Genomic DNA, 13,418 nt, shown 5'->3' with positions numbered 1-13,418 from the left:
GGACATGTATATGCCGAAGAACGAAGCTGGGCAGCCCATACGCGCCTTCGTGCAGCTCAGTTATGGCTACGGGGCCACGACGTGGCATCGACGGTGGCAGGATGGGCGCATTCTCGGCCTGAATGAGGAATATGCCTACGGCTATCTGCGCGCCTCGGAACCCGGGTTTACCGTAACCCAGTCCGAGGACGCCCCGGAAGGGGTTTTCGGGCGTCTCGTCCGCTATGGCGCGCGCCTGCTTCTGGGCTTCGATTTCGTTCACGCATGGCGGAACCGTGCCGCCATCCTCGGCAGCGACGTCGTCTGGACCCATACCGAATCCCAGTCCCTGGCGGTCCAGCTGGTCCTGCGCCTGTTTCCCCGCCGCCGGCACCCCCGGACGATCGCGCAAAGCGTCTGGCTGGTGGATCGGTGGCCCACGGAATCGTGGAAAAATCGCATCATATTCCGCAATCTTCTGTCCCGTGCGGATATCCTGACCTTCCTGTCCCCCTGTAACCTGAACCAGGCCGCCGTGATTTTTCCCGATCAGCGTATGGCGCTGATGGAATTCGGCATCCGGATCGACGAGATGATCGTCCGCCCCCCGCGCGACCGGTCCCCCGGCGCGCCGATCCGCGTCCTGTCCCTGGGAAACGACCGGCACCGCGACTGGAACACCCTGCTGACGGCAACATCCGACCTTCCCTGCACGGTGACCATTGCGACCACCGACCGCGCGGCACGCCGGATGCTTGCCACGGCGGCGCATGTGACGCTGGCGACGCTGACGAACAATACGGAACTGTTCGATCTGTACGACCAGGCGGACCTGGTCGTCGTGCCGGTCGGCCCCAACCAGCATGCCTCGGGCATCACGGCCATCCAGGAGGCGACCGCACGCGGGGTACCGGTCATCGCCACCGACGTGGGCGGCCTGCGCCATTATTTCGGCGATAACGCGATCCGGTATGTGCCGGTGGGCGATGCGCCGGCACTGGCGCGCGCCATCATCGACCTGGCGGCCGATCCGGCGGCCCAGGCCGCGATGCTCGCCCATGCCCAGCAGCGGATGCGCGACTGCCTGAATTCCCGCGCCTACGTCGCGCGGCATGTCGAACTGTCGCGCGACCTGCTGTCGGAAGCCCGCATCCGCTCGCCGACGTCCCCCTCCCCCGTGCCGCACAGGCACCCGACCGCATACCAGCAGGCTGGAACCGTGTGATGAAGACACCCCTGACCGTCACGATCGCCATCGTCAGTTGCGGTCGTCCTGCCATTCTGCGCGAAACCATCGACGAGCTGCGAAATCAGAGCTATCCCGTGCAACGCATCATCGTCTGCACCCCCCGTCCGTCCGACGCGGCGGGACTGGTCGAGGCCCGCGACCTCGTTCTGCTCCAGGGCCCAATGGGCGCGCCTCATCAGCGCAATGTCGTGCTGTCCCACGCCCAGGACACCGATCTTATTGTCTTCTTCGACGACGATTTCATCCCGGACCGGGATTACCTGCTTCATTGCGTCGAGGCGTTCCAGGCCGACCCGACCATTTCCGCCGCCACCGGGCGGGTCCTTGCCGATGGCGCCAAGGGGCCCGGCATTTCGTCGGAAACCGCCCTGGCGATGCTGGCCGATCCCACGATCAACGACAGCCCGAACCTGCCGCCGGTCGAGACGGTGTGGAGCAGCTATGGCTGCAACATGACCTTCCGCATGTCGGAAATCCGGCGCCAGGGCCTGCAATTCGACGAACGTCTGCCGCTTTATGCCTGGTATGAGGATATTGATTTTTCCCGACGCCTGGGCCGCCAGGGCCGCATCGTGAAGGTCAATGGCGCCAAGGGCATCCACATGGGCACCAAGACGGGCCGCACCCCCGGCCGGCGCCTGGGATATTCGCAGGTCGCCAACCCGGTCTATCTGGCGCGCAAGGGCACCTTTCCCTGGGACCACACATTGCGTAGCGTCGGGCGCAATATCGCGATGAACCTGATCTTCAGCCTGCGGCCCGAACCCTATGTCGATCGTCGGGGCCGGCTCATCGGCAACGGGCTGGCCCTTGTCGATTTCCTGCGCGGCCGGATTGCGCCCGAACGCATACTGACGCTGTAGACACCCCTCTTCGGACGATACGCCATGCGCTTTTCCCTTGTCGTGCCTACCCTGGGGCGCACCGACGAAGTGCGGGCCCTTCTGCGGTCCCTGACCATGCAGGCCGTCCGATCGTTCGAAATCATCGTCGTGGACCAGAATGACGACAACCGCCTCGATCCCGTCATTGCCGAATTCACCGATCGCCTGAGCATTCTTCACCTCCGCAGCCCGGTGCGGCTGTGCAACCATGCCCGGAACCTGGGCGCGCGACATGCGACCGGCGACATCATCACATTCCCCGACGACGACTGCGAATACACGCAGGATGTCCTGACGCAGGTCGACCAGTTTTTTCGCAACGATCCCGCGACCGGCTTCCTGACGGGGTCGGTCATCCTCCCCGGCGGCACATCGGGGCGGTCCGGGCGATGGCTGAAGCATGACAGCGCCATCGACAGCCAGACCGTCTGGACCTGCCTGATCGAGTTCAACCTGTTCATCCGCCGCCCCCTTTTCGAAATCGTCGGCGGATTTGACGAAACACTCGGGCCGGGCACACGCTTCGGATCGGGAGAAGGACAGGACCTCGCCCTGCGCCTGCTGTCGCACGGCGCATCCGGACGCTACATCCACCGGCTGCGGATCATTCATCCCGACAAGCCGGTGGCCCTGAATATCTCGCGAGCCTTCCCCTACGGGCTCGGCATGGGGCGGGTCATGCGTAAGAATCGCTGCGACCTGGCAACAGTCGCCCGATTCCTGCTGCGACCGATCGGTGGCGCCCTGGTCAATGCCGCAAAGCTCGATTTTCCGATCGCCCGATATTACGTCATGACCTTTTTCGGCCGGCTGGCCGGATACCGCGCCCCTTCGCCCGCGGCGGCCGCGACATAAACTCCAGAAACTCGAATAATTCCGACAGGAAACGAAAAGCGCATGAAGCGGCTGACCCTCTTCGCCAAAGGCAATGTCGATGTCCATGATGCCCTGCATTCCTGCCGGATCGGGGGCACGGTGCAGTGGAACGGCATCAACGAGATCCTGCGCGGGTCCTATCCGGGCCTGTCGACGCGCCTGCGTCACGAGACCCTGACACGTTCGGACGCCGTTCTGGCTGCGACCGGGGCCGTTCCGGCCTCCCTGGCCGAGCGCACGCTACCACTTGGCAACTACCCGCCGACCAGCCAGTTCAGCACGGCAGTTTTCACAACGCCTGCCGACGCCATTTTCCTGTCGATCCTGCCGGACGTCGCCACCGAACTGGTGCGTCACCGGACAGAGGGATATTTTCTGTACCCCGCCGACGCAGCCACCTGGGCAGAGGCGGACAGACGATGGCTTCGATCGGAATTCGAAGCGGTCGGCTTTCTGACGGTCGAGCAGTCGATGGACAATCTGGCACAGATTGTCGAAAGACTGCGTCAGGAACGGGATGTACCGATTCTGGTCCATAATCTGTCGTCGGTGGTCCCCGGTGACGGGGTCCACTGCTATCTGGGCCTGGACGAAACATTTTCGACACGTATACGGCGTTTCAACCTGGCCCTCGTGGAACTTTCCGCGACGCTCGGCATATCCATTGTGGATGTGGATGCCGTCATCGCCCGCCATGGCGCGGACAAACTGAAACTCGATACGTTCCATTTAACGCCCGAAGGCTACAGGCGCGTCGCGGAAGACGCCGTACGCGTGCTTGACGATCTGGGTGTGTTCGATAGCGCGGAGGAGAAATGACCATGCACGCGACCGTCGTCATCCGTTCGATGAACGAGGCAGACCGCCTGCGCCTGACCCTGACCTCGCTGGCCTGTCAAACCGAAGCGGCCGAGGTCGTGGTCGTCAACGACGGATCGACCGACCACACGGCGTCCGTCATCGCCGAGGCCCCGCGCGACCTCGACCTTGTCGCCGTGCACCATGCGAAGCCGGCCGGCCGGTCCGCGGCCGCCAATGCCGGGGCCGCGCATGCCAGCGGGGACATCCTGATCTTCCTGGACGGCGATACGCTGGCGGGGCCCGACCTGGTCGCCGGGCACATGCAGTGCCACCGCCTACGGCCGGACCTCATCGTCCGGGGCGAGAATTTTCATCTGAGATGCACGCGGCCGTTCCGCGACCCCGAGGCCGGCACGCCCCAGCCCGGCCACGAGGAACGGGTGGCCCGCATGTCCCCCGCCGAGATGGACCGTGCCCGGGTCACCCGGCAGCAGATCAGAAGCCGGTTCGACGAAATCGATGGCCGCGCGCAGCCCGGGGTCTATCCGGGATATGGCCCGCGCAAGCTCTATGAACTGGAAATGGAAGCCCTGCGGGACGCGGAGGATTGCGGCATCCTGTGGGCCGCGGCCGCCGGCGCCAACCAGTCGGTCGTGCGCGCCGCCTTTCTGGACTCCGGCGGTTTCCACCCCGATCTCTCGATCAACGAACATCGTGAACTGGCTTTGCGGCTGTGCCGGGACGGCGGGAAAATGACGGCCACCACCGCGCGCAGCTATCACATGATCCATCGCAGCGGCTGGCGCGATCCCCTGCAGGACAAGGACTGGGAAGACATCTTCTATACCGCCCATCCCCGCGCCGACGTGGCCCTGCTGCCGCTGCTCTGGCAAAGCCTCAGCGACGAGAAGACCGTGCTCGAGGCATCGCGCATCCTGTCCTTGCCGCAACTGGCGCGCATCGCCGCGACATATGACGGGCTGGAGGGGCGTGATGCGGTACGCGCGGCCTATCTGGCGGCCAGCACCGCGCCGTTCGGCACCCGCCATGCCGAACAGGGGATCTCCCGATGAAGCAGATATCCGTCGCGGCTTTCGTGCCCCCAGGCGAACATGCCACCGTGGCCAGGGCGGCCCACATCCTGCAGGCCGCCCTTGGCGACGAAGGGGCGGAACTGGCCTGTGCGACGGTCGCCGATTTCGACCGCTTGCAAACGGCGACGCCCGGCACGATCCGCATTGCGTCGCTGACGCCGGAACTGGACCAGCTGGATACCCCCTGGAGCGAGGTCGAAGCCCGGCTGCGCCAGAACTATGCCGCCCTGTGCGACAGCGGCGACACGGTCCTTGTCACCACCATCTTCCGCCACATCGGCGCGCAGCGGGACCCCGATCGCGCCGAGGCGCTGTTGGTCCGCATCCGCCGGTTGAACCTGCTGGCGACGGAACTGTCACGCGCCTACGGCCTCTTCGTCGTCGATCTGGACAGGATATTCAGCGATGTCGGCGCCGTGCGGGTACTGACGGATTACGGCCTGGACGGCCAGGCGGCCGCCGAGCTCGCGGGCCATGCGCTGGCGCTGGGGATCGTGGACAACGCCCTGGATGCCGCCCTGCCCTTCGAAGCCCAGGAGCGCGTCAAGCGGGCGATCACCGCCAGCCAGCCCGCCATCCGGCCGGCGCCGGACCTTGTTCCCGGCAACCTGATGACCATGGGCAAGGGTCGACGACGGCAGGTCGTCTCCACCATTACCGACTCTGTCCAGGATAACCACGTCGGCTGGCTGATCCGGCAGGTGCTGAAGGGCCAGATCCCGCCACGCCAGGCGGCGGACAAACTCATTCACGCGGTCCGGCGACGGGGCGTGCAGGAAAGCCTCGGCCTGCTGACGTCGGGCATGGTCAGACTGATGGGACTGAAACCGCAATGACCCATATCGATCCCGTGGGCGCCCTGCGCGCCATGCTGATGATCCGCACCTTCGAGGACACCCTGGCCCGCCGGAAGGAACATGGCTTCCAGTTGCTGTCATCGGGCGAGGAGGCCGTCGCCGTCGGCCTGGCGTCGGCGCTGGGGGCCGAAGACCAGTTGCTGACCGGCGGGCGGTCGATCGGCCCGGCGCTGGCCCGTGGCGTCGCACCGGAACGGGTCATGGCCGAATTGCTGGGAAAGTCCGGCGGCATGAACCAGGGCCGCGCGGGACGCGGCCATATGTCGGACCCGCAGGCCGGCTTTTTCGGCGCGCACGCCGTCGTGGGCGGCAATATCAGCATCGCCGCCGGGGTGGCCATGGCCCGGCAACTGGACGGCGACGGCGGTATCGTCGCCATCCTGTTCGGTGACGGAGCCTGCGGCGCGGGCGCCCTGCACGAGACCCTGAACATGGCGGCGCAATGGAAGCTGCCCATCCTGTTCGTCTGCAACAACAACCAGCTTTCCGTATCGACCGCGCGCGACGCGGCGCTGGCGGTCGCCAACCTGTCCGACCTGGGGGCGACGTTCGGCATGTGGGCCCGCACCATCGACGGGCTGGATGTGCAGGGCGTCGCGGCGGCGGCACGCGACGCGGTGCGTCACATCCGCGACGGCCTGGGGCCGGCGTTCCTGGAATGCACATCCATTCGCCTGCGGTCGCATTCCACGACGGCCCGGGAAACCCGCAGCCGCGCCGAACTGGCCGAACTGCAGACCCATTGCCCGATACGGCGCCATGCCGCCGCCCTGCAGGCGGACGGCATCGTGGATGACGTGGGGCTGGAGCAGATGCGTCAGGACGCCGCGGCGGAAATCGCACAGGCCATGGCCTACGCCGAGGCATCGCCCTACCCGACGGCACAGGAGGTTCTGCGACATGTTGTATGAACAAAAGCCGGTTATGGCGCGGATGTTTTTCCGCGAAGCGGTGACGCGCGCCGTCCGCGAGGAAATGACGCGGGACCCCCATATCCTGATCCTCGGCCAGGACGTCGGCGCCTTCGGTGGCTCGTATCGGGAATTCGATGGGCTGTACAAGATATTCGGCCCGGACCGCATACGCGACACCCCGGTCGCCGAGGCCGCGACCATCGGCATCGCCGCCGGCGCGGCGGCGGCGGGCTATCGGCCGCTGGTCAGCATCACCTACATGGATTTCCTGATGCTGGGCTTCGACGCCCTGATTAATTACGCGGCCAAGCTCCGCTACAAGACGGCGGGCGGCCTGTCGGCGCCGATGGTCGTCAAGACCACGGCGGGCGCCCAGGGACAGGGCGTCGCCCATTCCCAATGCATCGAAGCCTGGCTGATGAGCGTCCCCGGCCTGCGGGTCGTCGCCCCCTCGACGCCCGCCGACGCCTACGGGCTGATGAAGACGGCTTTGCGCGGCGACGGCCCGGTGGTCTATATCGACCACAAGCGGCTTTTTCCGACACCGGGCGATGTGCCGGTCACGGAAACCTCCATTCCCTTCGGGCAGGCCTGCATACGGCGCGACGGAACCGACCTGACCCTCGTCAGCCACGGCTACATGATGCGCGTGGCAAGCGACGCCGCGCAGATCGTGGCCCAGGACGGCATATCCTGCGAGGTCATCGACCTCCGCAGCCTGGCGCCGCTGGACATCGACACCGTGGCGGGCTCCGTGGAGCGGACCGGCCGGTTGCTGACCCTCGAGGAAGGCCAGACCGTCTGCGGCGTCGGGACCGAAGTGGCGACCCGGACGTTCGAGCGGACCGGGCCGAAACCATGGATCCGCATTGGCGCCCTTCCCGCCCCGGTCTCGTCGAATCCGGTGCTGGAGGCCGCCTGCATCCCCGACGCGCCCCGCGTGGCGGACGCCATCCGCACGCTGCTGGCGCGCTGACATCACCCGAACAACAAGGAGGATAATAATGATCTATCAATTGTCAGTTCCCGCCGCGGTACCGGGCGTCGAGGAAATCCGGATCCTGGAATGGCATGGCGGCGCGGGATCGACATTTGCACCGGGTGATTTGATTGTCGAACTGGAAACCCACAAGGCCGTGGTCGAGGTCCGCGCCGGCCAGGCCGGTGTTCTGCGCGAGATAAAGGCCGAGCCCGGCGACTGGTGCGCCGTCGGCCTGCGCCTGGCGCTCTTCTCGGACAGCGCGGACGAGCCATTGCCGGAAGGCGATGCGACGGCAACCGACATCCTGGTCGATTTCGAGGTGACATAACCGGCCTGCGCCGTCTTTATCCACGACCAGATGTCCCGGCAGGCGCACGAAGGACACCGTGCGCCTGCATCTCCATGTGATGTCCTGGCATCGGCTATTTTGCCTTCATTTTCATACGGATGCCCATGGGAACTCTCGGATGACACCCCGCAGGCGTCCGGCCGCGAAACGGCGACGGCATCGAGAAGCACACAAGACCGGTCTGCCGGAAATGTAAAATTTCGTAACAGCGGGCAGGAACCAACCGGACAGAGCGCCGTTAGATGCAAGCTGCATTTTTGTGCAGAGTATTTTGATATAATATCATCTATATTTTCTATTATATAGAATATTTCAATTTCATATTTAATTCACCTTGAGGCGCACATGAACGTAGCAGTGTCCCTGGGTCAAACCCACTCGCATCCGTTGGTTGTCGATCTGGACGGCACGCTTATAGCGTCGGATCTTCTTATAGAATCCTTTTTCAATTGCGTCGGGCGAAACCCCGCGGCCCTGCCATCCCTGCTTTTCTCATTATTTCGCGGGCGGTCTCATCTGAAGCAGGCCGTTGCTACGCATGCCGAGATTGATGCGACGACGCTGCCCTATCATCAGGCCATCCTGCAGTTGATCGACGACGCTCGGATGGAAGGGCGGCCGGTCTATCTCGCCACGGCTTCGAACGAACGATTCGCACACGCGGTGGCCGACCATCTCGGCAGCTTCGACGGGCTGTTCGCCAGCGACAAGCGCCACAATCTCGCCGGCGCCAACAAGGCGCGCGTACTGGTCGACGCTTTCGGCGACAAGGGGTTCGACTATGTCGGCAACCATCGCCATGACCTGGCGATCTGGCGTCACGCCCATCGCTGCCATGCCATCGGGCTTGATGCCCGTTCGCTCAGGAAGCTGAATAAATTCGAAAATGTCGACATCATCGAAAAGCCGAATCATACCGTAAAGATCTGGGCGCGTGCGCTTCGGGTCCACCAATACGCGAAAAACGTTCTGGTGTTTCTGCCCGCATTGGCCGCGCACGCGTTCCACATCGGAACACTGGCCGCAAGCTGCGTCGCGTTCCTGGCCTTCTGTGTTACAGCGTCCGCCATATATCTGCTGAACGACATGGTCGATCTGGGGGATGACCGGCTGCATCCCTCCAAAAGACGACGTCCGTTGGCAAGTGGCGCCCTGTCGGTCCATTCCGCCCTGCTGGCAATCCCGATACTGGGCCTGGGCGCCATTGCCGCCTGCCTTGTGTTGCCATGGATGTTCTCGGTCACGCTAGCCGGCTACGTCGCCCTGACCACATGCTATTCCTTCTGGCTGAAGCGCAAGATGCTCGGCGACGTCGTCGGACTTGCGCTGCTCTACACGGCCAGGCTGATCGGGGGGGCGGCGGCGACAGGCATCTTTCTTTCCGAATGGATCCTGGCATTCTCGCTGTTCGTATTCACCTCTCTTGCCCTTATCAAGAGGTACACCGAACTTCTTGTCCGGCTGGACGGCAATCTTCCGGAATCGAGCAGCCGGGCCTACCGGAAGGACGACCTCATGATCCTGGCGGCGCTGGCCGCGGCCTGCGGGACGAATGCGGTGACGGTATTCACCCTGTATATTACGTCTGATTCGGTCAGGCAGATGTATACCCACCCGTACGTTCTCTGGATCCTGTCGCCCATTCTGCTGTTCATCCTTGCCCGGGCGCTGCTGGTCGCGCATCGACGCCAGATGCATGACGACCCGGTCATCTGGGCATTGCGTGACCGTACCTGCCGCTACGCGGTCGCAATCTCGTTTCTTGTCGTCCTGATCTCGATCTGACGCCAGGCGACGAAAACGGTGACACAACCGGCAGGACAGGTCGGGCCTTGCCCGGACCCACCAGGGTCCGAGGCCCTGGACCCCGGCCACGGATGAACGGATCGGTTTCCAAAGGCCTGTGGCCTTCGGCGAGTTTCAGGGCGGCGCCCTGAGACATGCCGCCGAAGAGCCATTCATAACGCGGACGGCATGACATGACGGGCTCCACCATACTGCCGAGTGCCACCCTGCGCGTGCGACGCGTTCCGGATTGGTGCGTCACATATGCCATCGCATCGTTCGGTGCGTTGCTGTCGGTTGCGCTGTCGGGACATATCGGTGGACAACTGAACAATTTCTTTCATCTCTCCATCCTGGCCGGGTTGTATAACGAACCCCAATTCGCAAATGACCCGTTCATCCAGAGCTTGCGCTTCTATTCGTCCGGCTTCTGGCAACTGCTGTCCGGCCGCGTGCATGGCCAGGACGTGTACGCAATTCTGTTCGTATTCCAGATCCTGTCGCGAACCCTTCTGTTCCTCGGCTTCCTGTCATGGGCAAGCCTTTTGGGAATCGACAGTCCGAAAGAACGCCTGGTCTTCACGGCGCTTCTCGCCGTCTCCTCACCGTTGCATGCCTTTTCCCATGCAGGGGGCGGAGGCCTGCTGATTAACAACTTCACGCAATCCGAACTGGCGAACGGAACGACACTTCTGGCCCTGGCCTGGGCGGCGCGGGGGCGCGTCACCGCCGCCTTTGCCATGAACGGCGTGACGTTCTTCATCAACGCCTTCATCGCCGTCTGGACCGCGGTTCCTCTCGCCTTCATCCTGTGGTCCCAGGGACGACGGCATGAATGGACGTGGCCGGCGCTTCTGCGGCAAGCAGGCGTGGGTCTTGTGCTCTTCGGGCTGCTGGCCGCGCCCGTCGTCTACAACATCCTGAGCAATCCGTATGCCAGGCCGGCAGATTTCGATTACGTCACCTATCTGACGTCGTTCTATCCGGATCATTTCCTGATATGGACCATCTCCTTTCGGGATGTGTGCCTGCTGACGGGCGTTTTCTGCTGCGGCGTACTCGCCGCGCAGATGCTGCGTGCGCCCGGTTCGTATCTGACAGCCGCATTATGCGGGGCGGCGGCAGTCTGGATCTTCGGCGTTTTCCTTCCCTTCGCGACCCATGCGCGCATGCTGCTGAACCTGCACCTGCTGCGATCGGGAAGCACGGTGCATCTGATGGCGGCGACCGCCATCGCGGCCCTGTCAACCAGATGGATCTTTTCCCGCAACGAGATGGACCGTCTCGTGTGGGCGCCCGCGCTTATCCTGCTGTCCTGCTCGCTCAAACCTCTGCTGCCGCTGGCTATTCCGCTATTGCTGTGGCAGCGGACATCGCCGGTCATAACCGGCTCATGGCGCGTTTACGCGCCAGCGGCCCTGCTGCTGCCTGTCGTGCTGTTCAACGTGGCGCGGATCTATCACGCCATGGCATCCGACCGCGCCGATATCGCCCGACGAAATGAGTGGCAGGCCCTGGGTACATGGGCCAGGACCCAGACGAAGCCCGACGCTGTATTTCTCGTCCCCCCTGGGGCCCTGCGGGATTCGGGCATGTTTCCCAGAGCCAGCGCGGATCAGGAACAACTGTCCGCGGGCGTCGTCGTATTCCCCTATTTTTCCCACCGGCAGGCATGGGTATTCGCCCAGGCCGGGGCCGCCGTGATGTGGGCGCCCGCCTATTACCAGACATGGCGGAGCAGGGTAACGGAGGTCAGAACATTGCAGACTCTTCCTCAACGCCTGTCCTATGCCGCGGCTCACGGCATCGCCTATGTGGTCGATGGCTGCACGCAGGCCGATTCACAGGCACAGGCGGCTCGATTTGACCGTCTTTGCGTCTTCGCCGCGCCAGGGGTATCCACGCCATGACATTCGGAACAATCGGTCTTGTACTTATCAGCGTCCTGCTGTCCTCCTCCGCCCAGATCCTGCTGAAGACGGGAATGTCGGACCGGGCGGTCCAGGCCGCGATCGCGAACCGGTCCGGCGTCTGGGACGCGGTGTCGGTGATCGCGCTGAATGTGCCGGTCGTCCTGGGCCTGCTGGCCTTTGGCCTGAGCGCCGTCGTATGGCTTCTGGTGCTGGCGCGTATCGACGTGTCCCAGGCCTATCCCTGCGTCGCGTTCGGCATCGTTCTGACCGTCCTCGCCGGAATCATCTTTCTCGGCGAGAACATCCATCCGATGCGGGTCGTGGGGTTAGCCGTGATCGTCTCCGGCGTCGTGCTGATGGCGCGCGCATCGTAGGACGCGACGTCCCATATCTGACATATGTTCCCCGGAGAGCGTCGATGACGACGATGCTGAAGTTTGACGACCGATACAGAGCCGTCGATGAAGACCGCATTCTGGACAGTCTTCTGCTGCTGGGCTGGGCATTCTGCGACGACACCGATCATGCCCGGGTCACCGCGCGACAGGCCCTGGACCGCTGGATCGGCTGTGGCCTCGGCGTTCGTCCCGACCCGGCGGGACGGCGATTCTTCGATCCCGTCGAAGTAGTGCATTTCCTTAAATATGCCGGGACCATCGGCGACGATGATTTCTGGCAGACTCATTACGTGACGACCAGCCGCCAACTGGTCGGCGACCTGGCCGCGAAGGCGGATGGACCGGTCACGGTGACCCTCCGGCGGACCTACAATTTCCGCAATGCCCCCCCTGGCCGGGCAAGGCGCCTGAGACTGGGCCTGCCGCTGCGTCATCGCTGCGATTTTCTGGATATCCGCGCCCAGGTCCCCGATCACGGCGCAACCTGCGTCCTGAGTGACGGACGTCTGGACGTGCAGGTCCCCCCTTCGGCGGGGGAGGATATCAGCATCGGCGCCGACATCTGCTTCCGCCCGCGATCGGGCCTGGACGCTGCCGACCGGCCGGATGGCGATCTGTACCTGAAGCCGGACGAAGGGTTGATTAAGCTGTCCGCGCCGGTCGCCGCCCTTGCGCGGCGGCTGGGCGGATCGGCGTCGCCGGAGGTCGCGGTACGTGCCTTCTGGGATTTCATGATCGACGCGTTCCTTTCCGGCCCCGTGCATTATGACCAGGTCAGGCTCGACGCCCCCCTCGACTGGGTTCTCGAAGCCAGATGCTGCGATTGCCAGCTCGGATCGTCGTTTTTTGTCGCGCTCTGCCGGGCGCGGGGCATCCCGGCCCGGCTGGTGAGCGGACATTTTCTCTATCAGCGCTCGCCGACGCTGCATTACTGGTCGGAGGTCTGGCTCGACGGCCAGGGATGGGCGTCGTTCGATTTCATGAGTTGGGACCTGTCGAAAGGCGGCCGCGACCCTGCGTGGCGCGACCATTTTTTCGGGCGGGTGGACGCCCGCATGGTCACCCAATGCCTGCCCCGGCTCTTCACCGGGGCCGTGGGCGTGGCGATCCCGCCGACCTGGCGCATCCTGCAGACCTCCAGGGGCGATGGCGTCGATATCAGCCTGATCGGCGCCGACGGCGCCCCCATCTACAGCGACCATGTCGCCATCAGCTAAAATAAGGCTTTTTTAAGATACCGGGGAAAACCCGCGGATATCAGGATCGTTGTACGAGCCGTCGTCCAAACTATCGTCCTGTTCGATCCTGTTCGGCTCATACGCCTGCATCATTCGTCT

At 64.0% G+C, this 13,418-nt stretch carries 13 protein-coding genes; all 13 read left to right on the top strand.

What is annotated here, in order from left to right:
* Positions 1 to 10: 10 nt before the first annotated feature.
* The 13 genes from HLH21_RS03870 (at position 11) to HLH21_RS03810 (ending at position 13,298) form a co-directional block, all read left to right on the top strand.
* A complete protein-coding gene (locus HLH21_RS03870) occupies positions 11 to 1,204 on the top strand; it encodes a glycosyltransferase (protein ID WP_182941503.1) in 1,194 nt (397 codons plus the stop codon).
* On the top strand, positions 1,204 to 2,091 hold the full coding sequence (locus tag HLH21_RS03865; protein WP_182941501.1) for a glycosyltransferase family 2 protein: 888 nt from the start codon (positions 1,204 to 1,206) through the stop codon (positions 2,089 to 2,091). The genes HLH21_RS03870 and HLH21_RS03865 overlap by 1 nt, the downstream gene beginning before the upstream one ends.
* A 24-nt stretch (positions 2,092 to 2,115) precedes the next feature.
* Positions 2,116 to 2,967 carry a glycosyltransferase family 2 protein gene (locus HLH21_RS03860; protein ID WP_182941500.1) on the top strand — a complete coding sequence of 284 codons (852 nt, stop codon included), beginning with the start codon at positions 2,116 to 2,118 and terminating at the stop codon, positions 2,965 to 2,967.
* 42 nt (positions 2,968 to 3,009) lie between these two features.
* Positions 3,010 to 3,807, top strand: coding sequence for an SGNH/GDSL hydrolase family protein (locus HLH21_RS03855; RefSeq protein WP_182941498.1), 798 nt, complete (start codon positions 3,010 to 3,012; stop codon positions 3,805 to 3,807).
* A gap of 2 nt (positions 3,808 to 3,809) precedes the next feature.
* On the top strand, positions 3,810 to 4,862 hold the full coding sequence (locus HLH21_RS03850; protein ID WP_182941496.1) for a glycosyltransferase family 2 protein: 1,053 nt from the start codon (positions 3,810 to 3,812) through the stop codon (positions 4,860 to 4,862).
* Entirely contained in the window at positions 4,859 to 5,719 is an 861-nt protein-coding gene (locus HLH21_RS03845) for an SGNH/GDSL hydrolase family protein (protein WP_182941494.1), read from the top strand. The genes HLH21_RS03850 and HLH21_RS03845 overlap by 4 nt, the downstream gene beginning before the upstream one ends.
* A complete protein-coding gene (locus HLH21_RS03840) occupies positions 5,716 to 6,651 on the top strand; it encodes a thiamine pyrophosphate-dependent dehydrogenase E1 component subunit alpha (protein WP_182941492.1) in 936 nt (311 codons plus the stop codon). Before HLH21_RS03845 ends, HLH21_RS03840 begins: the two co-directional genes overlap by 4 nt.
* Positions 6,641 to 7,630 (top strand): alpha-ketoacid dehydrogenase subunit beta, encoded by a 990-nt coding sequence (locus HLH21_RS03835; RefSeq protein WP_182941490.1) that lies wholly within the window; start codon positions 6,641 to 6,643, stop codon positions 7,628 to 7,630. The genes HLH21_RS03840 and HLH21_RS03835 overlap by 11 nt, the downstream gene beginning before the upstream one ends.
* 28 nt (positions 7,631 to 7,658) lie before the next feature.
* A complete protein-coding gene (locus tag HLH21_RS03830) occupies positions 7,659 to 7,964 on the top strand; it encodes a lipoyl domain-containing protein (RefSeq protein WP_182941488.1) in 306 nt (101 codons plus the stop codon).
* A gap of 366 nt (positions 7,965 to 8,330) precedes the next feature.
* Complete coding sequence (locus HLH21_RS03825) at positions 8,331 to 9,770, top strand: UbiA family prenyltransferase (protein ID WP_182941486.1); 1,440 nt, start codon at positions 8,331 to 8,333, stop codon at positions 9,768 to 9,770.
* Between the two features lie 194 nt (positions 9,771 to 9,964).
* A complete protein-coding gene (locus HLH21_RS03820; protein ID WP_182941484.1) occupies positions 9,965 to 11,680 on the top strand; it encodes a hypothetical protein in 1,716 nt (571 codons plus the stop codon).
* Entirely contained in the window at positions 11,677 to 12,057 is a 381-nt protein-coding gene (locus HLH21_RS03815) for a DMT family transporter (protein ID WP_182941482.1), read from the top strand. The genes HLH21_RS03820 and HLH21_RS03815 overlap by 4 nt, the downstream gene beginning before the upstream one ends.
* Before the next feature lie 44 nt (positions 12,058 to 12,101).
* Positions 12,102 to 13,298, top strand: coding sequence for a transglutaminase-like domain-containing protein (locus HLH21_RS03810; RefSeq protein ID WP_182941480.1), 1,197 nt, complete (start codon positions 12,102 to 12,104; stop codon positions 13,296 to 13,298).
* The last annotated feature ends 120 nt before the right edge of the window (positions 13,299 to 13,418 follow it).

The organism is Gluconacetobacter johannae, from assembly GCF_014174305.1.
In the GTDB taxonomy this organism is placed as follows: domain Bacteria; phylum Pseudomonadota; class Alphaproteobacteria; order Acetobacterales; family Acetobacteraceae; genus Gluconacetobacter; species Gluconacetobacter johannae.
The sequence above is the reverse complement of the archived record's forward strand: the minus strand, read 5'-3'. Positions and strand labels throughout refer to the sequence as shown.